Below are 21025 nucleotides of genomic sequence, written 5' to 3' on the forward strand. Positions count from 1 at the left end.
TCGCCTGCCGTCAACCGAAGTTGACACGTACGGTGGGGCCGTGAAGATCGAGACTGCCGAACAGGCAGCACCGGGGCGCACTTCCGAGGACCGGATCCGGGTCACGACCAGCGCCGTCATCGTTCTCGACGGCGCCACCTCACGCAGGCCGCCTGATCGCAACGGCGGTTGGTACGCCACCGAACTCGCCGACGAGCTCGCCAGGCTGATCAACGACACCGACCCGCTGACCGACCTGCTCGCCCAGGCCATCACGAACCTCGTGGCAGCACACGCCCTCGTGCCCGGCGACTCCCCGTCCGCCACCGCGTCGATCGTGCGCTGGACCGACGACCGGATCGATGCGCTCGTCCTGTGCGACACCCCGGTCGTCGCGTTCGGACGGACAACTCACGTGCTCGAGGACACCCGGCTCGAAGATCTGCGACCGCAGCCGGACATCCTGGCGTGGCAGAACAAGCCGGACGGGTGGTGGGTCGCGGAGGCCGATCCCGTTGCGGCACACCAGGCCCGGACCGCGAGCTGGCCGCGTGCGGAGATCAGGAAAGTGATCGCTCTCACCGACGGTGTCTCATGTGGAGTGTCCGAGTACGGACTCTTTTCGTGGGAGGACCTCGAAGAAATGCCGCTGGGCGACGTCCTCGACCGAATTCGCGAAGCTGAGCGCGGCGATCCGGAACACCGGCGTTGGCCGCGCTTCAAAACTCACGACGACCAGGCAATCGCCCGCATCACCGCATAAACGAAAGAAGCCCCGCAGCACGCTGCGGGGCTTCTTTCGAAGGAGGTATGGCCAGGGGCGGGGTCGAACCGCCGACCTACCGCTTTTCAGGCGGTCGCTCGTACCAACTGAGCTACCTGGCCATGAGAAGGTAAAGCGACCCAGACGGGACTCGAACCCGCGACCTTCGCCGTGACAGGGCGACGCGCTAACCAACTGCGCCACTGGGCCTTGCTCTTGCTGATCTAACCGTACCTTACATTACTGCGTGCCCCCAACGGGATTCGAACCCGCGCGACCGCCTTGAAAGGGCGGGATCCTAGGCCGCTAGATGATGGGGACTAGCTGGTCTCTGGAAGCATCGTAAGCATATGGCATAGGTGCGCGCACCTCCAAAACGGGGGGTCCACTTATGCCTTGACCTGCCCAAACCACCTTCGGCACCACACCGTCCAGATCAACAAACGCCTGTTCACGGCCCAGCAGACCCGTCAAGCGCGTTTTGTGATCCAGACAACTTCCACCTGGAAGATGCGACGCACGGCAGCACGTGGCCCAGAACTTCGCGGATCCGAGCCGGGAAGTCGGCACACGCCGTCGTCGCCGAGGAGATCAGCCGCGCACCCAGGGCAGCTCCGCACAACGTCCGCGCGACGGCCTCCGGATCGACACCGGAGCGCAGGTCTCCGCGCTGTAGGGCCTCTGCCAGATAGCCGGTGATCAGCTTCTCCCACATGACGTGCGCGCTCGGGACACCCGGATAGCCGATCTCACGGTCGGCGTTCAACCGCACGCCCGCGCGCAGCACGACGTCCGCGGCCATCCGGTCGGCGGACTCGACGAACATGCCGTGCAGGGCGCTCAGCGGGTCGACGCCGCGCAGGCGCCACGACTCCCGCATCTGCGCCCACGTCTCGCTCTGCTGCTCGATCAGGGCAGCGGCGACCGCCTCCTTGGAGGCGAAGTGGAAGTAGAACGCGCCCTTGGTCAGTCTGGCGCGCGCCAACACGGCGGTAAGCGACGTGCGCTCGTAGCCGAGCCGGTCGAACTCCTCCGCCGCGGCGTGGAGTATCGCCTCACGTGTCGCGTACGCCCGGTCCTGCTGGGGCATGCGTCAAGGTTAGCCGTTGCCGCTAAAGAGACCCGTGGGTATGTTTCCAGATGCGGCCCTGTCCTGCAGACGCACTCCGGGGGGTGCGCGTCTGGAGTCAGGGCCGCATTCGCGTACGCATCACTTCACCGTTGTGCCGGTGGCAACCCGCCGTCCTCGCCGGGTGACAGCCCCAGCATGTCGAGCAGCATCCGGCAGTCCTCGGCGCCCAGCGCACTCCGCGCGACCGCGAGCCTGGCTCGGTGGACCTGATCATCGGAGATCCGCGAGGGCTCTCCGCTCCGCTGGGCCGGCACGTTCGGCCCGCCCTGTCGCGACATGCTGTCGTCCTGTGTGAACAGGAACTTCCGCACTTCCAGTGACCCGCTCATGAGCACCCTCCCCGACTTGAGGTTGGCGCGAGGCTAAGCGACCTGGGACAACGGCCGCAGCCCCCCGCAGAGTGATTCCACCGCCACCCAGCGTTACTTTCCGTACAGGTGCGGTCCGTGTCTCGTGGGGAACTGGCCAGGGGATGATGGACCCATGACCGACCCCACGCCGGAGCCTTCCCCCGATGCAGAGGGCCAAAACGCGTCTCAGACACCGCCCGCGGTCGACCCGCAGGAGATCTTGAAGGCGCTCAGCGGTATCGACCTGAACACCATCGACGCCGACATCGAGTCCGCGTTCGGTTCCAGGATGGCCGAGCTCGACAAGATGCTCGAGGGCCTGGACGACCTGGTCAACAAGATCGAGTCGGACATCCAGAACCTGGACCAGCCGAAACCCGAGAGTCCTCAATAGATCCTTTACCCCAGGGGGGTATAAGATCGGAGTCCCGAGGAAGAAAGGGACCCCCGATGTCCGTCAGCACCACCTACACCGTCACCGGCATGACCTGCGGTCACTGCGTCAGCTCCGTCAAGGAGGAGCTGGGCGAGGTCGCCGGCGTCACGGCCGTCGACGTCGTCCTGGAGACCGGCGCCGTGACCGTCACGAGCGACCGCGAGCTCGAACGCGCCGAGGTCGTCTCCGCCGTCACCGAGGCCGGGTACCAGGTCGCCTGATGACCACGACCGAGCCTCGTCACGTCGAGCTCAGCATCAGCGGCATGACGTGCGCCTCCTGCGCGAACCGCATCGAACGCAAGCTGAACAAGCTCGACGGCGTGTCCGCCACCGTGAACTACGCGACCGAGAAAGCCAGCGTTCAGTTCCCGGACAACCTGCGCGTGGACGACCTGGTGTCGACCGTGCGCGCGGCGGGCTACGACGCGGAGGAGCCCACACCCGAGGCTCCCGACGGTGACGAGGCAGGTGAGCTGCGGCTGAGGTTCAGCCTCTCCGCGCTGCTCGGTGTGCCGGTGATCGCGTTCTCGATGGTCCCGGCGTGGCAGTTCCCCACCTGGCAGTGGGTCTCGTTGGCGCTGGCCAGCGTGGTCGTGTGGGTGTGTGGCTGGCCGTTCCACCGTGCGGCGTTCGTGAACGCACGGCACGGCGCCAGCACGATGGACACCCTCGTGTCGATGGGTGTCACGGTCTCGTACCTGTGGTCGCTCTACGCGCTGGTGTTCGGCGAGGCCGGCACCATCGGCATGCGGCACGAGTTCAGTTTGATGCCGCGGCCAACCACCTCCGGTGACATCTACCTGGAGGTCGCTGTCGGCGTGACCGTGTTCCTGCTGCTCGGACGGTGGCTGGAGGCCCGGTCCAAGCGCAGCGCGGGTGCCGCCCTGCGGTCGTTGCTCGCGCTCGGCGCCAAGGACGTGGCAGTGCTGCGTGACGGCGTCGAAACCCGTGTGTCGATCGGCCGGCTCCAGGTCGGCGAACGCTTCGTGGTCCGTCCGGGTGAGCGGATCGCCACGGACGGCCTAGTGGTCGAGGGCAGCTCGGCCGTGGACCGCTCGATGGTCACCGGAGAATCGGTGCCGGTCGAGGTCGGCGTGGGCGATTCGGTCGTCGGCGGGACGGTCAACGCGGGCGGCCGGCTGGTCGTCGAGGCGTCGTCCGTCGGCTCGGACACCCAGCTCGCCAGGATGGCTCGGCTGGTCGAGCAGGCTCAGGCGGGCAAGGCCGACGTGCAGCGGCTGGCCGACCGGGTGTCGGCCGTGTTCGTCCCCGTCGTCGCGCTGATCGCGCTGGTGTCGTTCGGCGCCTGGCTGCTCGCCGGGCGGCCGCTCGAGTTCGCGGTGACGACAGCAGTGGCGGTCCTCGTGATCGCCTGCCCGTGCGCACTGGGGCTCGCGACGCCGACGGCGTTGCTCGTGGGCACCGGCCGCGGCGCCCAGCTCGGGATCCTGGTGAAGGGTCCGGAGGTGCTGGAGTCGACCCGGCGCGTGGACACCGTGGTGCTGGACAAGACCGGCACCGTCACGAGCGGTCGACTGACGCTCGTCGACGTGATTCCCGCGGACGGCGTGTCCCGGGACGAGGTGCTGCGGTTCGCGGCGGCCGTCGAGAACGCGTCCGAACATCCGATCGGCGCGGCGATCGTCCGCGAAGTCGCCGATCTGCTGCCCGTGTCGGAATTCGTTTCCACGGATGGCATCGGTGTCAGCGGTGTGGTGGAAGATCGACGCGTTGCCGTCGGGCGGTTGCGCAACGTTTCGCTGCCGAAGGAATTGACTGAGGCCGCAGTTGCACAAGGTGCTCGAACCGTTGTCGCAGTTTCCTTTGATGACAAGGTTGTCGGACTCGTCGTCGTGTCGGACGTCGTCAAACCCACGTCCGCACAAGCGATTCGCGACCTGGTGGCGCTCGGGCTGCGTCCGGTCCTGCTGACCGGCGACAACGCCGCGGTGGCCGCCGAGGTCGCGGCCGAGGTCGGGATCGACGAGGTCATCGCCGACGTGCTGCCGTCGGGGAAAGTCGAGGCGGTGCGGAATCTCCAGGCACAGGGCCGAGTTGTGGCCATGGTCGGCGACGGCGTGAACGACGCGCCGGCGCTCGCGGCCGCGGATCTGGGGCTGGCCATGGGAACTGGGACCGATGTCGCAATTGAGGCGAGCGACCTGACCCTCGTGCGCGGCGACCTGCGCGTGGCGGCGGACGCGATCCGGTTGTCCCGCAAGACTTTGGGCACCATCAAGGGGAATCTTTTCTGGGCGTTCGCCTACAACGTCGCTGGACTTCCACTCGCGGCACTGGGACTGCTGAACCCGATGATCGCGGGGGCCGCAATGGCCTTCAGCAGCGTGTTCGTTGTTAGCAACAGCTTGCGACTACGGGGTTTCCGTACATCGGCAACTTAAGAATCTTGCGTGAGAACTCTCCCCAACGGGCTTGTGCGCGTGCAACAATCCAAAAGCTGACATACCCCCGGTCAGCGCCTGTGGAGATCCCCTCCGGCCCCCGCGTTCCTCCCCCTGGCGCGGGGGCCTCTCCATGCCCGACGGTGCCCGGATCTTGCCCGGCAGGAGATCCACTCTGAGTAGACCCATTTACACCTTGGGGTGACTCAGGTCACAGGGGTTTGGGTTCCGTGACCGAGCCGTTATCGTGTCCCGGTGCCCATAGGATCCCTCGGACGCTCCAAGTCCGGCCGTCACCGCCCAGCGGACGAACCGCAGGAGACGTTGCCCGACGAGGAGCTGACCTCTTACCTGGCCGCGCTCGCCCCGGACTCGGACAACGAGACCACCGCCTCGGGGTTCGGCAACGCGCAGGTGTACCAGCTGCGACTGCAGCTGATGGCCAACGAACAGCTCAAGGAGCTCGCCGCCGAGCGCCAGACCTCCCCGCAGGCTCTCGCCACGGAGTGGGTCATGCAGCGACTGGAGTGGGAAGCGCGCCAGCGCGGCCACTAAGTCACTCGAAGTTCCACCGAAGCCAACGAAGAAGGACCCTCGACCGAGCCCGGTCGAGGGTCCTTCTCACTTACGACTCAATTGCGGCGAACTAGAAATCAGACCGCGCGGACGTTCTGGGCCTGCGGACCCTTGGTGCCCTGCCCGACCTCGAACTCCACGCGCTGGTTCTCCTCCAGGGTCCGGAAGCCCTGACCCTGGATCTCCGAGTAGTGGACGAAGACGTCTGCGCCGCCGTTGTCCTGGGCGATGAAGCCGAAGCCCTTTTCGGAGTTGAACCACTTGACAGTGCCCTGTGCCATGTACCTGCCTCCATCGCAGGAAAGCTTGGGGCTGCACCGTGCAACCCCGGCCGTCCCGGGGGCGGTCAGTTCACTCCGTGAGAGCGCACCGCACGCCCGCGTGTCGTTCCGCGAGCGTGTGAAGCACGAACACAGAAACCACGGCCTGCGCGGGTCAGCCTAACGTGTGATGCGTCATAGCACTACAGGTCATTACTGGCCAGTTCGCTGCCTCAATAGGAGGAAACCCGCTGGTCCGGGTGGGTGATCGCAAACTCCCACGCAACGTGTTTCGCACTCCACGCGTCTCTTGTCCGTCAGGCGAGGGGATCTTGGGGGCAAACGTGTTCAGGCCACTGATTTTGGCTGTACTGCTGGGGTTGACCGCGTGCAGCGCCGCGCCCGTTTCGGGTTCGTCGCCGGCTGCCCAGGTCGTGGAGGAGAAGGCCAAGGCGGCACTGACCGTGACGCCGGCCGAGGGCGAGGGGATCAGCCCGGCGGGCCCGTTTCAGGTTGGGGTGACTGGAGGTTCACTGACCGCCGTAGCGCTCACCGGCGCGGACGGCAAGGCGGTCAAGGGGGAGCTGGCGGCCGACAAGTGGGTCGCCACCGAGGACCTGGGTTACGACAAGGTCTACACGTGGTCCGGTTCCGCGAAGGGCGCGGACGGAGCCGATGTGCCGGTCAACGGTTCGTTCCGCACGATCAAGCCGCAGCGGCTCACCAACGCGTCGATGAACGTCGGCGACCACGAGACCTACGGCATCGCGATGCCGATCAAGGTGAAGTTCAGCGCGCCGGTGCAGGACAAGGCTTCGGTGCAGAAGGCCATGACCGTCACGACTTCCGTGCCGACCGAGGGCGCGTGGGCCTGGCTGTCGGAGACCGAGGCGCACTGGCGGCCGCGCGAGTACTGGAAGCCGAACACCGAGGTGTCCGTGGACGCCGACGTGTACGGGGTGCCGTTCGGGGGCGGCGCTTTCGGTGCCGAGGACGTGCACGTGCAGTTCAAAATCGCTGACCGCGCGCTGGTGGCCAAGGCGAACACGCAGACCCACCGGTTCGAGATCCACCGCGATGGCGTGCTGCTGCACGACTTCCCGGCCTCGTACGGGATGGAGAGCGACAAGCGCGCGGAGACCCGCAGCGGCATCCACGTGGTGCAGATGAAGCAAGCCAGTCGGTTGATGACCAACCCGATCTTCAACTACGAGAACATCCCGGTCACCTGGGCAGTGCTGATCTCGCAGAACGGCGAGTTCGTGCACGAGAACAACGGCACCATCGCCAAGCAGGGCGTGGAGAACGTCTCGCACGGGTGCGCGAACCTGTCCGGGCCCAACGCGAAGATCTTCTACGACCTGACGATGATCGGTGACCCGGTCGAGATCACGGGTTCGTCGGTGCCGCTCGGGCAGGCCGACCCGATGGGGGTGGCTCCCGGCGACTACTGGGACTGGACGCTGGACTGGGCGACCTGGACCGCCAAGTCGGCCGCCACTCCCTAGCTCTTTTCGGTGATCTGGGGTGGCTGCGGGATCTCGTAACCCGACGGACCGACGTTGCGTTCGAGGGCCCGCTTCCACTCTCCGCTCGAAATCATCTTCTCGATGGCCTCGTTCACGGCGTCACGGGACTTCGCGTCACCCTTCGGCACGCCGATTCCGTAGCGCTCCTTGGAGAACGGCTTGCCGACGAGCTTGAGCAGCTCGGGGTTCTCCGCGGCGAACCCGGCGAGGATGACCTCGTCGGTCGTCACGGCGTCGACGTTGCCCGCCATCAGCGCGATCACGCAGTCGGAGTACTGGCCGTACTCGACGATCTGCACGCCCTGGGCGTAGTCGCTCTTCACCTTCTGCGCGGAGGTGGAGCCCTTGACGGAGCACAGCTTGCGGCCGTTCAGCGTCTCCGGGCCCTGGATGCCTTCCTCCGTGTAGCGGACCAGCATGCCCTGGCCAGTCTCGAAGTACGGGCCGGCGAAGGCGACCTTCTCCTTGCGGGCGTCGGTGATCGAGTACGAGGCGATGATCAGGTCCGCCTCGCCGTTCTCGAGCATCGACTCGCGGGCGGCACCGCGCGCCTCCTTGAAGGTGATGCCGGTGTCCTTCACGCCGAGTTCGCTCGCCACGTACTTGGCGACGTCCACGTCGAACCCGACGTACCGGCCGTCGAGCCGGCGCTGGCTCAGGCCCGGCTGGTCGTAGCGGATGCCGATGGTCAACTTGCCGGAGTCAGCACGTCCGATGACTGTGCTGGTGTCACCGCTCCCACAGGCGGTGGCGAGCACCGCTACGGCAGTCAGGAGCGCAGCACGACGGATCACGACAGACCTTCCGGGGGTGTTGTGGAGTCGTGAGCAATGCTACGGACCTGCGGCGATGATCGACTGTGATGTATGACAACTACGGAAGCCTTGCCCTACTGGGTGTCACATGGCGGCCGTGGCGTTCGATCGCGCGCTTGAGATGGCCGGGCGGAGCGAGCCTCCTGATCTTGCCCGGCACCAAAAGCGCAGCTCGGCGCATGATTCGCAGCCATCGGTCAGCGTGCACATAGGACGGACGGCCATGCAGTTCGAGCGCCCAATCGGGCAGTGCCGAATACGCCAGGTGGCCCACCAGGACCCGGTAGAGCGGGAGTCCGTGCCGGATCCAGCCTTGCACCGGTGGACCGTGCAGGAAGTCGTAGATCACATCGGAATCCGCTGTTCGGCGCAGCTCAGGCCGCATCCGTTCGAAGTAGTCGGCCATCTCGCGCCGCGAGCCCGGGACCTCGTCCTCGTGCAGACCGACCAGCGTCGCAGCGAATCTCTGCTCCGCGTAGTACTGATCCTTCTGCCGATTCGTCAGTCCGTACCCCGCACGGTCGAGGACTGTTTCGAAACACGAAACCTCCGAGCAATGCACCCACAGCAGCAGTTCGGGTTCGTCCACTCGGAACGTCCGGCCGTCGACGACCCCGCGCAGGCCGCGGTGGGTGGCGCGGACCCGTGCCGCGGCTGTGGCGATCTCCGCGTCGGTGCCGTAGACGCCGAGCCCGACGAAGTCCGCCGTCCGCTTCAGCCTGCCGAGCGGGTCGGCCTGGAAGTTCGAGTTCTGCACCACACCCGCGACGGCCCTGGGGTGCAGCGCCTGCAGGTAGAGACTCGCTATCCCGGCGATCCACATCGTGGGGTCCGCGTGCATCTGCCAGCTGACGGAGTTCGGATCGGGCATGCGGACATCGTCCCGTCTCGCGAAGATGATGGCCATGGACCTGGACCAGGCACGAGAAGTGCTCCGCAGCCAGCACCGCGCGGTGTTCTGCGCACTGAAGTCGGACGGAACGCCGGCCATGTCGCCGGTGCTCGTCGCGTTGGACGACAACGGCGACGTGCTCGTCTCCACGCGAGCGACGGCTTACAAGACCAAGCAAGTCCAACGTGATCCGAACGTCGCGCTGTGCGTGTTGCCGGACAGCTTCTTCGGCCGATGGATCCAGGTCAACGGAACGGCGACGGTCGTGCCGTTGCCGGAAGCGATGGATCTGCTGGTCGAGTACTACCGGACGATCTCCGGCGAACACCCCGACTGGAACGACTACCGCGCGTCGATGGAACGCGAGCAGCGGGTGATCCTGCGGATTTCGCTGACCAGCGCGGGACCCGATAAGACAGGCTGATTCCTCGCCGGTAACACCGTTAGCCTGCGCAACGATTCCACGGGGACGGCGGCGACCGGCAGGCGGAACCTGGGGAGCGGGAAGCGATGACTGGTGACAGACGCCGCGGCTACTTCACAGCCGCGGTGGCGGTGTTGAGCGCTGCCTTGATCGCAGCGCTGTTCGCCGCACCCCCGGACAGACCGGTGGACATCCGCCTGGTCGCACCGCCGCCCCCGCCGCCTCCGATGGTCACCGCGACCGCCACCACGACCGTCTCCGCCATCGGTCTCGCGCCGGCCCACCCGCCGCCTCCGCCACCGCCCCCGCCTCGACCCGCCAAGCCGCTGCCCCGGCCGAAACCAGGGCAGCCCTCCGCGGCACCGCCGCCGCAGAAGCCCCGTCCGCCCAGCCTGACCGACCTGCTGCGGTGCGACGCGAAGTACTTCGGGGACGACGACTTCGAGCGCTGCCTGAAGTGGCCGTTCGACAACGACGACTTCTGCGACTTCCTGGAGGAGCACCACCTGCACCCGGTCGACCTGCGCGGCCCCGACGGACGGCGGCTGGACGGACTCGACCTGGACTGCGACGACTAGGCCCCCTGGCTCATCAGCTCCTTCAGCCGCTCGAGGTTCGCCTCCGCGCGGGTGCCGAGCAGCTGCGCTTCGCCGAGGTAGTGGTCGTCGATCAACGCCTCGACCTCGTCGTCGTTCATCGCCGGCACGATCCTGGCGGCCATCCGGTTCATGTTGCGATAGCTGCCCTGCAACAGGAAGTCGCCTCCGCTCGCCGCCGACGCGATGTACTCCTGGTTGACCGCGAGCACGACCTCCTGGATCCGCCGCAGCTTTCGGACCACGGACAACATCCGGTCCAGCTCGACGGCTTCGTACTCGTGGCGGACGCTTTCGCCGTTCGCCAGGCGCACCAACGGTTCCACGTCGACACCGCCCAGCGTCGGGTTCGAGGCGGACGCGTTTTCCAGGTAGCTCAACGCAAAGAGGGCGTCGCGACCGGACAGCACGTCGCCGAGGTTCCACACGTCCGCGCGGTTCGCGAGCATGTCCGGGACGCGGAAAGCGCGGCCGGTCTCGGTGTACGGGTTGCCGGCCATCGACACCGCGAAGCGCTTGCCCCGCAGGTCGAACGTGCGTGCCTCGCCGTCCCACACGCCGTCAACGCGTCGTTGTGCGTCGCACAGCGAGATGAACTTCTGCAGCAGCTCAGGCGATGTGTGCTGGATGTCGTCGAGGTGCAGCAGAACGTTGCTGCCCAGGGCGAACGCGAAGTTGATCCGCTCGACCTCCTGGCGTGCGGTGGCATTCGGGGCCTCCTCCGGGTCGAGCGAGGTGACGCCGTTGCCCAGCGCCGGGCCGTTGACCTTGACGAACACCATGCCGAGCCGGTTCGCGACGTACTCCATCAGCGTCGTCTTGCCGTAGCCGGGCGGGGAGATCAGCATCAGCAGGCCGGTGCCGTCGTTGAGCTGTTTGGCGAGGTTGTCGCCGATCAGCGGCAGGTACACCTCGTTCAGCAACCTGTTGCGCACGAACGTGTTCAGCACTGCGGGCCGGTAGTCGTCGAGCCGGAGCCGCTGACGTTCCAGTGCGATCAGTTCGTCGCGTTGCCGTTGGTAGGCGCGGAAAGCGGGGACCTGTCCGCGTTGGAACTCGCGCAGCCTGGTCAGGGCTTCGTCCAGGCGCAGTTCCATCGACTGGTTCGTCACGCGCGGGTGCGTGCCGAGCAAGCCGGTGACCGTTTCGGTCAGGGCAGCGCTGGAGTCGTAGCGCGGCAGATCGGTGAGCAGGACCGCGACGACTTCGGGGAACTCCGGGCAGTCCTCGTCGCCCAGGAACCCCCGCAACCACGCCTCGATCAGGTCGCGGTCGTGCAGTTCCTCGCTCACCGCCGCGCGGAACCTGTCGATCACCGCGCGGGCGGCCTTGCTGGTGACGAATCCCCTCGGCTCGCAGGCCAGTTCCTCGAACAGGTACTCGGCGGCCAGGTCGTCGATGCCGAACTGCCTGGTCAGCTCCGGAATTCCGTGCGTGCCACCGAAGATCGTGCGGGCGCGTGCCAGTGACTCGGCCTTGTGCGCCCACACCGCCCGTTGGTCGGCCGGCTGTTCGGACCAGAAGAGTTGGGCCTGGGCGCGCACCGACGGCGGGTACCTGAGCAGTCCGGCACCGGCGTGGAGTCGTTGCAGGACAGCGAGGATCTTCTCGGCGTCGTGATCGTGGACGCCCTTCTCGTAGCCCTCGTCGTAGCGTTCCGCGGCAGCGTTCACCACGTCCGTGCGGCCTTCGGCGAGCAGGCAGCCGGCGAGGTGCTCGGACCGGTAGACGTCCTGCGTCTCCGAGACCAGCAGCTGGTCCCAGAACGGCCTGGTCGCGGCGAATTCCGGGTCGGTGACCTCGCTGCGGTAGTCGGTGCCGGTGACCGCGTAGAACAGCCGCCCGTCCCGAGGCACCAGGGTGAGGTTCATCGGCTCGGTCGTCACCGGGAAGCGATGACGACCGAGCACGATCGACGCGCCGTCGTACAGATCGGCCCGGTCGCGCAGTGCCCGGCCTCCCTCTTGCCGGGCATCGCGCAGACTCGCGTCGAGCTCGTCGGCCCGCACGTCACCGAGCTTGCGCAGCTCTTCCGCGACGTTGCGCACCTTGGCGACCATCGGGTCGCCCGCGAAGTACGTGTTGATCTCGTCGGTCGAGGTGAGCTTGCCGACGCGCCGGCGGATCGTGCCGAGCACGCGTTCGGCCGACTGCACGAGCCTGTCGGCCTTCCGCGCGCGTTCGTCCAGCAACGTCTGTTTGCGAGCGGAGAAGGCCTCGTAGACGTCCGTGCGCTTGGCGCCGATCTGGGCCAGGAAGTCGTCGAACTCGCCGAACCGCGACTCCAGGTTCTCCAGCTGCAGCAACAGCCTGCCGAGCTGGTCGTCGCAGCGCTGCGGGCTGTCCGCGACCGACAGCGCTCCGGTGATGGCCTGGCCGAGCAGCGCGAACTCCGCCGCGAACTCGGCGCGGCCCTCGGTGTTCGCGAGCTGAGCCCTGCGACCGTCCACAGTGGCCCGTGCCCGGTTGACCGCGGCCAGCACCTCGCCGATGCTCGCCAGGATCGCCGTGCGGGTGGTCGTGTCGGCGGCGTCGAGCGTGCTGACGACCTCGGTCAGCACCTCCAACCCGGTCTGCTGCTGCTCCAGCCGTTCGCGCAACGGCTTCGCCTCGGCCGCGGTCTTGAGCTCCGCGGCCGCGATCTGCTCGATCTCCTCGTGGTACTGGGCGAACGCGTCCTCGCCGCTGAGGAACGCGACGGCCCGGCGAGCGGACGCGCCCAGTTCCTCGACGAGTTCGGCTTCCCGCCGGTCGATCTCTTCGAGGTCGACGTACTTGAGGTCCTTCAGGGTGATCAGGCGGCCTTGTGCGGACCGCAGATCGGCCAGCAGCCGCACCCACTCGTCGGCGCTTCGCGGAGCTGCCGATCGGGCAAGCCTGATGAGTGAGGCGAGCTTTTCCGCTGCCGTTTGGAGCTGCTGGGCGGCGTGCTCGGTGAGCGTGCGGACCGCCTCGAACTCGTCCAGCACCTGCTCGGCGGTGGCGCGGACGGCCAGGACGTCTTCCCTGAGCCCCAGCTCCGCCAGCCAGTGGACACCGTCGATCACCCTGGTGCACAGGGCGATCAGGCCCTCGAACACCGGAATGCTCGGGGTCATCTCGGCGCTCATCCTGGTGATGGACAGGCAGTCCGAGATGCCGCGGACCAGTTCGGCGTTGCCGATGCGGGCGAGCGGACCGGCCTGCTCCGGCAGTTCCTCGTCGTGCAGGAACGGCGTGCGCCACACCTGCATCGGGTGCACGCGCACGGGGTCGGAGCCGGTCTCGCGGAAGATCACCAACGTGCCGTCGGCGAAGAGCGAGTAGCCGTGGCACACCAGCGGCGTGGCGACTTCCTTGCGTATCACGTTGTAGGGCAACAACAAGCTGCGGCCCTCGCGGCGGGCGTGGTAGACGAACAGCACGTCCTCGCCGTTCGCCGACCGGACGACCCGCTCGAACTCCAGCTCGTCGGTGCTGACGTCGAACGTCTTGTCCGCACCGGTGACGAGGTAGTAGCCGCCGGGGAAGATGATCCCCTGGTCCTCCGGCAACCGCTGGCAGGCCTGGCCGATGCCGTCGAGCCGCACCACGGCCTTGGTGCGGGTGTTGAAGACCAGGTGACGCCACGCGGTCTCGTTGTACGGGCGGATCCTGAGCAGGATCAACGGGCCGACGCGGGCGTAGTGCACGTCCGCGTCCGCCAGGCTCTGCAGCGGTTCGTCGACGGGCTCCTCGTAGATGCCCTGGCCGACCTCGGTGTTGTTCTCGATCTTGACGGTCAGCGTGCCGCCGACCGTCTCGACGAAGACCTCGTTGTCGATCGCGATGTGCGGGTGCCGGCCGAGCACGTGCTGCTCGCGGGTCGTCTCGACCCACGTGACGTCGTGCGAGGGCGGGAACACGTGGTCGCGGTCGCCGCGGTTGTCGAGGTAGGTGACCGTGCCGTCGACCGCGACGTCCCAGCGCAGCACGCGGATGTCCTCGATCCGCGCACCGGTCTGGAACACCGCGAGCAGCCGTGACTCGACGATCCGCAGCTGGAGCAGCCGTGTTTCCCGGTAGTACCGGTAGAGCTCGGCGAAGTCGTTGACGAACTTCGGGTCCTGCAGGAACGAGGCCTCGACCGCGCTGAAATCCCTGCCGTGGACCGCGAAGACGTCGCTGACCGCTGTTTCGGGCTTGAGGCCCATGAACACGTTGTAGCCGAACAACATCGAGTCGCCGAGTGCCACGATATCGCGCGGCACGCAGTTGTTCTCGGTGCGGATCCGTTCGGTCGCAACGAGTTCGATCGCGGTGCTGCCGAACGTCTCGACGCGCTGGGCGTTCAGCGCTTCCGTGCTCCGGGCGAGCCCGGCGGCCTGTTCGGCCAGCCGGGCCCGCAGCACCTCGTAGGTGCCCGCGTCGAGTTGCGTCATGCGTTCTGGCCGTTGTTCTTGGCCATCTGGGTCAGGGCGATCGCGGCAGCGAGGTTCTGCGCGTCACCCGTGGTGAACGAGCTGAGGATCTTGGTCAGGTCCTCGGGGAAGTTCGACGACCCGTCCATCCACTTCGAACCCAGCGCCTGCACCACGTCCGAGCTGCCGACGAACCCGTCGACCTGCTTGCCCGCGGTGATCGCACCGGCGATCTTGTCGAAGAACATCGAGTCGCCACCGACGATGTCGATGTTGGCCTTCTCCAGGCCGGCGGCGAGGACCATGGCCTGCGCCTCGGCGACCTGGCGCTGCACGTCGATGCCCTTGAGCCGGATCTCCTTCTCCGCCTCGAGACGCAGCCGGTACTCCTCGTGCTCGCGGGTCGCGGTGTCGAGCGCGGCCATCGCCTCCGCCTTGTGCGACAGGCCTTCCGCCTCGCCCTTGAGCCGTTCCTTGATGCCCTCGGCGTCGGCCAGCGCCTTCTCGCGGTCGACCACGGCCTCGGCGCGACCGAGCGCCTCGGACGCGGCGGCGTCGCGTTCCTTGACCAGAGCGTCCGCCAAGCCCTTCGCCGCGGCCTCAGCCTGCGTGCCCTCCGCGAGACGGATCTTGGAGCGGGTGTCCAGTTCCGCTGCCTTGTTGCGCGCCTCCGCGAGCACGACCTCCTCGCGGGCCTTGTGCTGCGCCGACTGCTCCGCGGCCTCGGCAGCCTTGATGTCCTTGACCAGCGACTCCTGCGCCTCGGCCTCGGCGCGGATGATGATCTGCTGACGGTCGCGCTCGGCCTCCTCGACCGCGCGCAGCCGCTTGATGTTCTCCTCCTGCTCGGCCACGGTCTTCTCGACCGCGACCCGCTCGCGCACCAGGTCGGCGATCGCGCGGCGCTCGTGCTCGAGCTCCTTGTCCTTCTCGATCATGCGCAGCGACGTCTCGCGTTCGCGCGCGATGACCTCGAGCAGGCGGTCCTTCTCGATGCGCTCGGTCTCGACGGCGATCACGCGCTCGCGGTTCTTCTCGGCGACGGCGATCTCGCGGGCCTTGTTCTCGGTCTGGATGCCGAGCTGCTCCTCGGTGCGGATGAACGCGGTGTTGGCCTTGAGCCGTTCCTCGGCCTGGACCTTCTGGGTCTCCGCCTCCTGCTGTGCGCGGGCGGTCTCGATCTCGCGCTTCTGCCTGATCTCCGCGTCCGCCTGACGCCGTTCGAGCTCGAGGATCGCCTCACGCGCGCTGACGTTCTGACGCGTGATCTCCTTCTCCTCGTTGCGGGTGAACTCGTTCGTCTTGACGTGCTCGATCGCGGTCAGCTCGGTGATCTTGCGGATGCCCTGCGCGTCCAGGATGTTCGCCGGGTCGAGCTGCTTGAGCGGCGTCTGCTCCAGGTAGTCGATGGCCGCGTCTTCAAGGCTGTAGCCGTTGAGGTCGGTGCCGATGACCTGGACGATCCGGTCGCGGAACTCGTCGCGGTGGGTGTAGAGGTCGACGAAGTCCAGCTGCTTGCCGACGGTCTTGAGCGCCTCGGAGAACTTGGCGTTGAACAGCTCCTGCAGCGTCTGCTCGTGGCTGGCCCGCTCGGTGCCGATCGCCTGCGCCACCTTGATGACGTCCTCGACGGTCTTGTTGACCCGCACGAAGAACGTGATGCGGATGTCCGCGCGGATGTTGTCGCGGCAGATCAGGCCCTCGTTGCCGGCCCGGCGGATCTCGATGGTCTTCACCGAGATGTCCATCGTCTCGCATCTGTGCAGCACCGGTAGGACGACCGTGCCGGTGAAGGTCACGTCGACCTTGCGCATCTTCGAGACGATCAGCGCCTTGCCCTGCTCACACTTCTTGAACAACCTGCTCAACGTGATCATCATCAGGACCAGCACGACGACGATCACGGCGATCAGCACGACCAAACCCGTTGAGATCGCACCCATTTCAGCCCCCTGTGGTGATGTCGACGACCCAGAAGAACTCGCCTTCGGCGTCGTAATCGAAGATCAACGCGGTCTGTCCCGCTGTCAGTTCGGTGCTCTGCGCCGCTCGCACCTGCACGACCGCCGTGCCGCCGTCGTCGGCGGTGACCTCGGCCTGCCCGTAGTTCTCAGTGACCCGCGCTGTCTTCACGATCGCCGTGCGGCCCACGAAGTCGTTGCGGGACGCGGGTTTCTCCGGCTTGGTCCAGTTTCTGACCGGGATCAGGAAGATCTTGGTGAGGAGCGCGCCCACCAGCAACGCCCCGATGAGGACGACGTACCGGAGCTTGTTCTCCGGCGTCAGGACCGTGCCGACCAGCGCGGCGAACCACGTGATCACCACGAAAAGCGAGATCGAGATCGGCATGACCGGGGCGTCGAAGTCCAGGCCCACCAACGCCACCGTCAGCCAGTACGCCAGCACTACGAGTAACAGCAAGCTGAACAGCACCGTCGGAAACGCCACCGCGGCAGCCAAGAACTCGGTCATCATCGCCCCCTCTCGCCATTCTGATGCGCCGAGGGCCGAATCCGTTGCACTTTCGGGAATGATCGATGCAAATCGATGGTTGCCGAGATCATGGACATCGGGGTGCAGGGACTCAACATCGGCGACACCGCCGGCCCGGACGAAACACGACGACTCGCCCAGCTGGCCGAATCACTCGGCTACCACTCGTGGTGGGCATCGGACCACGTGGTGCTGCCGAGCCCGCGCGTCGAGCCGTCACCGTCCGAACCGGACACCGTGATCGTGGACCCGCTCGCGCACCTGAGTTATGTGGCGGCGGTCACGTCCAGGCTGGAGCTCGCCACCGGCATCGTGATCCTGCCCCAGCGCAACCCGCTGGTGCTCGCGAAGCAGGTGGCATCGCTGGACCTGCTCAGCGGCGGTCGCTTCACGCTCGGAGTCGGGGCGGGCTACCTCGAACCGGAGATGACCGCCGTCGGGGTGTCGTTCGACGACCGAGGCGCGCGGACCGACGAGTACCTGGACGCGATGAACCAGTTGTGGCACGCCCCAACGCCGTCGTTCGCGGGCAAGTTCGTGTCGTTCTCCGGCATCGAGGCCCACCCCCGGCCGTCCAACGTGCGCGTGGTCGTCGGCGGGCACAGCCCCTCGGCGTTCCGGCGGGCGGTCACCCGTGCGCAGGGGTGGTTCGGCATCGGGACGCCCGACGACGTTCGCGGCCACCTCGCCCGGTTCCCCGAGCGCCCGAACGGCTTCCGCATCAGCGTGTCGGCGCAGGTCCCGCTGTCCGCCGAGGTGATCAGGAAGTACGAAGACCTCGGCGTCGACGAGCTGGTGATCTACCCGCCGATGTTCGACGGCACCGTGGACGAGGTGTTGAAGAGGAACTCGGAGTTCACCGGCTAGCCTCGGATGCCGTGATCCCCGTTGTCGTGCTCGCCGGCTTCCTCGGTTCCGGCAAGACCACCCTGCTCAACCACCTGCTGCGCACGTCGGGCGGCACGCGGATCGGCGTGGTGGTGAACGACTTCGGCCGGATCAACATCGACGCGTTCGCGGTGTCGGCGCAGGTCGACTCGATGGTGTCGCTGTCGAACGGCTGCCTGTGCTGCGCGGTCGACGGCACCGAACTCGACGCCATGCTGGAGAAGCTGGCGAAGGCGGACCTGGACGTCATCGTGATCGAGGCGTCCGGTCTCGCCGAGCCGTCCACGCTGGTCAGGATGGTGCTGCAGGCACCGGGGGTGACGTACGGCGGGCTGATCTACGTGGTCGATGCCGTGGAGTTCGCCGCGGTGCCGGACCTGGCCCGGGATCTCGCGCTGGCCGACCTGGTGGTGCTGAACAAGGTCGACCGGGCTGCTTTGGTGCCTTCGTTCGACGTGCCGGTGCCGGTGCTTCCCGTTTCGTACGGGCGCATCGATCCGGCCTTGCTGTTCGAGGTGCAGCCGCCGGATGCCGGGCCGAGGCAGCTGTCGTTCGATGATCTGGACGACCACTCCACGCACGCCCACGCCACCTACGACAGCGTGACCTTCGAGTCGTCCGATCCGTTGCATCCCAAGCTGTTCATGGACTTCTTGGACGCACGACCCGAGGGCTTGTTCCGCGCCAAGGGTTTTGTGCGCTTCGAGCACGGCACGTTCATGCTGCACACCGTGGGCGGGTACGTGTCGTTCACCCGAGTCGACGACGCCCCGACTCAGCTGGTGCTGATCGGGGCGGGCATCGATCCGGATTCGCTGACGGACTGGCTGATGGCGTGCGTCGCGGACGGACCGGTTGCCGAGCAGGAGATGCTCTGGGTGCTCCGGTACGTCCGCGACTGATCACTTCTTGCAGAGCGCCGTGTCCATCACGTCGAACATCTGCTGCAACGTCCTGGCCGGGTCCTTGCCGAACGTGCCGGGCAACGCGGTGAGCGTGATCGCGGCGTTGCGGCCGTTGTCCGTGGCCCCACCGAGAGAAGCCCAGCCGTGGATCGTGCCGCCGTGGCCCCACCACTCCCCGCCGCAGCTGAGCTTGAAGCTCTCCAGACCGAGACCGTAGGCACTCTTGTCGTCAGCGGGGACGGTCTTGCGCATCTCGTCGAGCTGGGGCTTTGCCAGCAGGCCGCCACCAAGCAGGGTCTTGTAGAACTTCGCGACGTCGGCGGGCGTGGAGACCATCGCCCCGGCCGCCCAGGCGGCGGACGTGTCGAGCTCCGTCGCGTTGACCACGGGTGACTTGGGGTCCAGCAGGTCGCTCACCGCGAACGCCTGAGCGTGCTTTCCGCGGATGCGTTGTTCACCCTGCTTCGGCCAGTAGGTGTCCTTGAGGCCGGCGCGGTCGACGACGCGTCGCTGCACCTCCTCCGCGACCGGCCGGCCGGTGACCTTCTGGATCATCAGTCCGGCGACGACGTAGTTCGTGTTGCTGTACTGGTACTTCTCGCCCGGCTGGAAACTCGGCGGCTGCTTCAGCGCGGCGTCGAGCAACTCGTGCGGTTCGAAGTGCCTGTTGCGGATGTCGGCGATCTTGTTGACCCCGATCGCCAGCGGGTAGTCCGGCAAACCGCTGGTGTGCTGCAGGACCTGCCGCACGGTGATGCGGCTGTCCTTGACGTACTGGACGTATTTGCTCGCCGGGCCGTCCAGCTCGATCTTGCCCTCTGCGACGAGCTGCAACGTGGTGACCGCGACGAACGACTTGGTGATGCTGCCGACCCGCACCTGCCCGTTGACCGGTGCTTTGCCCGCGGCGTAGTTGCGGCCGTTGGCGTGGGCCTCCACACCAGGCGTGCCTTCGTGGACGATCTGGTCCAGTTGCTGAGGAATCAGCAGCGACAGGGCTGCTACGGCTGCCACGATCATTTCGCACCACACAGAGCAGCGTCCACAGTGGCCAGTACAGCGTCGTGCGCCTTCCCGGCTTCCTCAGGCGTGTCCTGGAACGTGCCCGGCAATGCCGTGACCGCAACGGAGAACGCCCTGCCGTCCTGCGTGACGCCACCGCGGGTCTCGTACCCGGGGATGTCACCGCCGTGGCCCCAGGACCGTCCGCCGCACGAGAGCGGCGCGCTGGCGATGCCAAGGCCGTACTCGACGCCGGGCCACATCTCGCCCGCGGTGTCGACGGTCTTCTGCATCTCCTTGAGCTGAGCCTGCGGCAGAAGGTCGCCCTTCAACAGCCCGCGGTAGAAGGTGTTGAGATCCTTCGTCGTGGAGATGATCTGCCCGGCGGCCCAGCCCCACGAGGGGTCGAGCTCGGTGACGTCCTCGACGCCGTTGCTGGTCCTGGCATACCCGTGCGGGTGCTTGCCGGCGATCGTCTCGTCGCCGACACCGGGCCAGTAGGTGTCTTTGAGGCCGAGCTTCCTGATGATCCGCTGGTCGACGTTCTCCGCGACCGGCCGCCCGGTGACCTTCTGCGTCAACAGCCCGAGCAGCACGTAGTTCGTGTTGCTGTACTTGAACTTCTCACCCGGCTGGTTGGTCACCGGGTGCGCGTTCGCGATGTCCAGCAACTCGCGCGGCTCCATGTAGCGGTGCCGCACCTCCTCGAACTTCTCCAGCCCCATGTACTGCGTGTAGTTCGCGAGCCCGCTGGTGTGGTTGAGCAGCTGCCGGACCGTGATCCGCTCGTCCTTGATCGCGCCGGGCAGGTACTTCACGATCGGCTGGTCCAACTCGACCTTGCCCTCGGCCACCAGCTGCATGACCACGGTGGCGACGAACGCCTTGGTGTTCGACCCGGCCCGAACCTGCCCGTTCCTGGGCACCGGCACGTTCTTGCCGAGTTCGGCCGTACCCGAAGTCTGGGACGTCGTCCTGCCGTTGGGTTCCGTGACGGTCGACAGCGCCGCCGGGAACTTGTACTGCTTGACGAGCCCGTCGAGCTGCTTCTGAACAGTGGTGGCCGGCGTGGCCACAGCCGTTCCGGTGAACAGCATGGCCACCGCCAACACGCCTACCAGCGTCTTCTTCATCCTGTGCCTCCCCGTTTTTTCGGACATGCACAGGTTTTCAATTCTCGTCGCCCGGCACAGTCACGCACG

General features: G+C 66.9%; 20 protein-coding genes and 3 tRNA genes. 10 read left to right on the forward strand and 13 right to left on the reverse strand.

The features are described from left to right. The first annotated feature begins 40 nt into the window (after nucleotides 1-40). Nucleotides 41-742 carry a protein phosphatase 2C domain-containing protein gene (locus ACWGE0_RS34290; protein ID WP_452265044.1) on the forward strand — a complete coding sequence of 234 codons (702 nt, stop codon included), beginning with the start codon at nucleotides 41-43 and terminating at the stop codon, nucleotides 740-742. Nucleotides 743-790: 48 nt separating this feature from the next. Here the strand turns inward: ACWGE0_RS34290 and ACWGE0_RS34295 are convergent. The 5 genes from ACWGE0_RS34295 to ACWGE0_RS34315 form a co-directional block, all read right to left on the reverse strand. Further along, a tRNA-Phe gene (locus tag ACWGE0_RS34295) sits at nucleotides 791-864 on the reverse strand. 14 nt (nucleotides 865-878) lie between these two features. Beyond that, nucleotides 879-952, reverse strand: a tRNA-Asp gene (locus ACWGE0_RS34300). Nucleotides 953-990: 38 nt separating this feature from the next. Further along, nucleotides 991-1063, reverse strand: a tRNA-Glu gene (locus ACWGE0_RS34305). 130 nt (nucleotides 1064-1193) lie between these two features. Continuing rightward, nucleotides 1194-1832, reverse strand: a complete 639-nt coding sequence (locus tag ACWGE0_RS34310) for a ScbR family autoregulator-binding transcription factor (protein ID WP_452265045.1) — start codon at nucleotides 1830-1832, stop codon at nucleotides 1194-1196. Nucleotides 1833-1957: 125 nt separating this feature from the next. After that, on the reverse strand, nucleotides 1958-2203 hold the full coding sequence (locus tag ACWGE0_RS34315) for a hypothetical protein (protein ID WP_093605799.1): 246 nt from the start codon (nucleotides 2201-2203) through the stop codon (nucleotides 1958-1960). Nucleotides 2204-2357: 154 nt separating this feature from the next. Between ACWGE0_RS34315 and ACWGE0_RS34320 the strand changes: the two genes are divergently transcribed. From ACWGE0_RS34320 to ACWGE0_RS34335, 4 genes are all read left to right on the forward strand, one after another. Continuing rightward, nucleotides 2358-2618: a hypothetical protein gene (locus ACWGE0_RS34320; protein ID WP_452265046.1), complete on the forward strand. Its 261-nt coding sequence runs from the start codon at nucleotides 2358-2360 to the stop codon at nucleotides 2616-2618. A gap of 56 nt (nucleotides 2619-2674) precedes the next feature. Next, nucleotides 2675-2881: a heavy-metal-associated domain-containing protein gene (locus ACWGE0_RS34325; protein WP_452265047.1), complete on the forward strand. Its 207-nt coding sequence runs from the start codon at nucleotides 2675-2677 to the stop codon at nucleotides 2879-2881. Continuing rightward, nucleotides 2881-5064, forward strand: a complete 2184-nt coding sequence (locus ACWGE0_RS34330; protein ID WP_452265048.1) for a heavy metal translocating P-type ATPase — start codon at nucleotides 2881-2883, stop codon at nucleotides 5062-5064. The genes ACWGE0_RS34325 and ACWGE0_RS34330 overlap by 1 nt, the downstream gene beginning before the upstream one ends. Before the next feature lie 255 nt (nucleotides 5065-5319). After that, nucleotides 5320-5619, forward strand: coding sequence for a hypothetical protein (locus tag ACWGE0_RS34335; protein ID WP_109629158.1), 300 nt, complete (start codon nucleotides 5320-5322; stop codon nucleotides 5617-5619). Between the two features lie 98 nt (nucleotides 5620-5717). Here ACWGE0_RS34335 and ACWGE0_RS34340 read toward each other — a convergent pair whose 3' ends face one another. After that, nucleotides 5718-5921: a cold-shock protein gene (locus ACWGE0_RS34340; protein WP_030477903.1), complete on the reverse strand. Its 204-nt coding sequence runs from the start codon at nucleotides 5919-5921 to the stop codon at nucleotides 5718-5720. A gap of 323 nt (nucleotides 5922-6244) precedes the next feature. Here ACWGE0_RS34340 and ACWGE0_RS34345 point away from each other — a divergent pair, with 323 nt between their 5' ends. Beyond that, nucleotides 6245-7408 carry a L,D-transpeptidase gene (locus tag ACWGE0_RS34345; protein ID WP_452265049.1) on the forward strand — a complete coding sequence of 388 codons (1164 nt, stop codon included), beginning with the start codon at nucleotides 6245-6247 and terminating at the stop codon, nucleotides 7406-7408. Here the strand turns inward: ACWGE0_RS34345 and ACWGE0_RS34350 are convergent. Beyond that, nucleotides 7405-8220, reverse strand: coding sequence for a glutamate ABC transporter substrate-binding protein (locus tag ACWGE0_RS34350; protein ID WP_452265088.1), 816 nt, complete (start codon nucleotides 8218-8220; stop codon nucleotides 7405-7407). The two genes, ACWGE0_RS34345 and ACWGE0_RS34350, sit on opposite strands and share 4 nt — an antisense overlap. An 82-nt stretch (nucleotides 8221-8302) precedes the next feature. Beyond that, nucleotides 8303-9115, reverse strand: a complete 813-nt coding sequence (locus ACWGE0_RS34355; protein WP_452265050.1) for an oxygenase MpaB family protein — start codon at nucleotides 9113-9115, stop codon at nucleotides 8303-8305. On the opposite strand from ACWGE0_RS34355, the gene ACWGE0_RS34360 reads away from it, so the two are divergent. Beyond that, entirely contained in the window at nucleotides 9114-9560 is a 447-nt protein-coding gene (locus ACWGE0_RS34360; RefSeq protein WP_452265051.1) for a PPOX class F420-dependent oxidoreductase, read from the forward strand. The two genes, ACWGE0_RS34355 and ACWGE0_RS34360, sit on opposite strands and share 2 nt — an antisense overlap. Nucleotides 9561-9646: 86 nt before the next feature. Further along, nucleotides 9647-10138 carry a hypothetical protein gene (locus tag ACWGE0_RS34365; protein ID WP_452265052.1) on the forward strand — a complete coding sequence of 164 codons (492 nt, stop codon included), beginning with the start codon at nucleotides 9647-9649 and terminating at the stop codon, nucleotides 10136-10138. Here ACWGE0_RS34365 and ACWGE0_RS34370 read toward each other — a convergent pair. The 3 genes from ACWGE0_RS34370 to ACWGE0_RS34380 are packed head-to-tail and all read right to left on the reverse strand — an operon-like array spanning nucleotide 10135 to nucleotide 17007. Then, nucleotides 10135-14556, reverse strand: coding sequence for a DNA repair ATPase (locus ACWGE0_RS34370; protein WP_452265053.1), 4422 nt, complete (start codon nucleotides 14554-14556; stop codon nucleotides 10135-10137). The genes ACWGE0_RS34365 and ACWGE0_RS34370 overlap by 4 nt on opposite strands. Further along, entirely contained in the window at nucleotides 14553-16478 is a 1926-nt protein-coding gene (locus ACWGE0_RS34375; RefSeq protein ID WP_452265054.1) for a flotillin family protein, read from the reverse strand. Before ACWGE0_RS34375 ends, ACWGE0_RS34370 begins: the two co-directional genes overlap by 4 nt. 1 nt (nucleotide 16479) lies before the next feature. Beyond that, a complete protein-coding gene (locus ACWGE0_RS34380; protein WP_452265055.1) occupies nucleotides 16480-17007 on the reverse strand; it encodes a hypothetical protein in 528 nt (175 codons plus the stop codon). Nucleotides 17008-17082: 75 nt separating this feature from the next. Between ACWGE0_RS34380 and ACWGE0_RS34385 the strand changes: the two genes are divergently transcribed. Together ACWGE0_RS34385 and ACWGE0_RS34390 are read left to right on the forward strand one after the other, a co-directional pair. Next, a complete protein-coding gene (locus ACWGE0_RS34385; protein WP_452265056.1) occupies nucleotides 17083-17895 on the forward strand; it encodes an LLM class F420-dependent oxidoreductase in 813 nt (270 codons plus the stop codon). A gap of 11 nt (nucleotides 17896-17906) precedes the next feature. Further along, nucleotides 17907-18818 (forward strand): CobW family GTP-binding protein, encoded by a 912-nt coding sequence (locus ACWGE0_RS34390; RefSeq protein WP_452265057.1) that lies wholly within the window; start codon nucleotides 17907-17909, stop codon nucleotides 18816-18818. Here the strand turns inward: ACWGE0_RS34390 and ACWGE0_RS34395 are convergent, their stop codons facing one another. Then, nucleotides 18819-19841, reverse strand: coding sequence for a serine hydrolase domain-containing protein (locus ACWGE0_RS34395; protein ID WP_452265058.1), 1023 nt, complete (start codon nucleotides 19839-19841; stop codon nucleotides 18819-18821). Further along, nucleotides 19838-20956, reverse strand: a complete 1119-nt coding sequence (locus tag ACWGE0_RS34400) for a serine hydrolase domain-containing protein (RefSeq protein ID WP_452265059.1) — start codon at nucleotides 20954-20956, stop codon at nucleotides 19838-19840. Before ACWGE0_RS34400 ends, ACWGE0_RS34395 begins: the two co-directional genes overlap by 4 nt. Nucleotides 20957-21025 lie beyond the last annotated feature (69 nt).

This window comes from Lentzea sp. NPDC054927 (genome assembly GCF_053610285.1).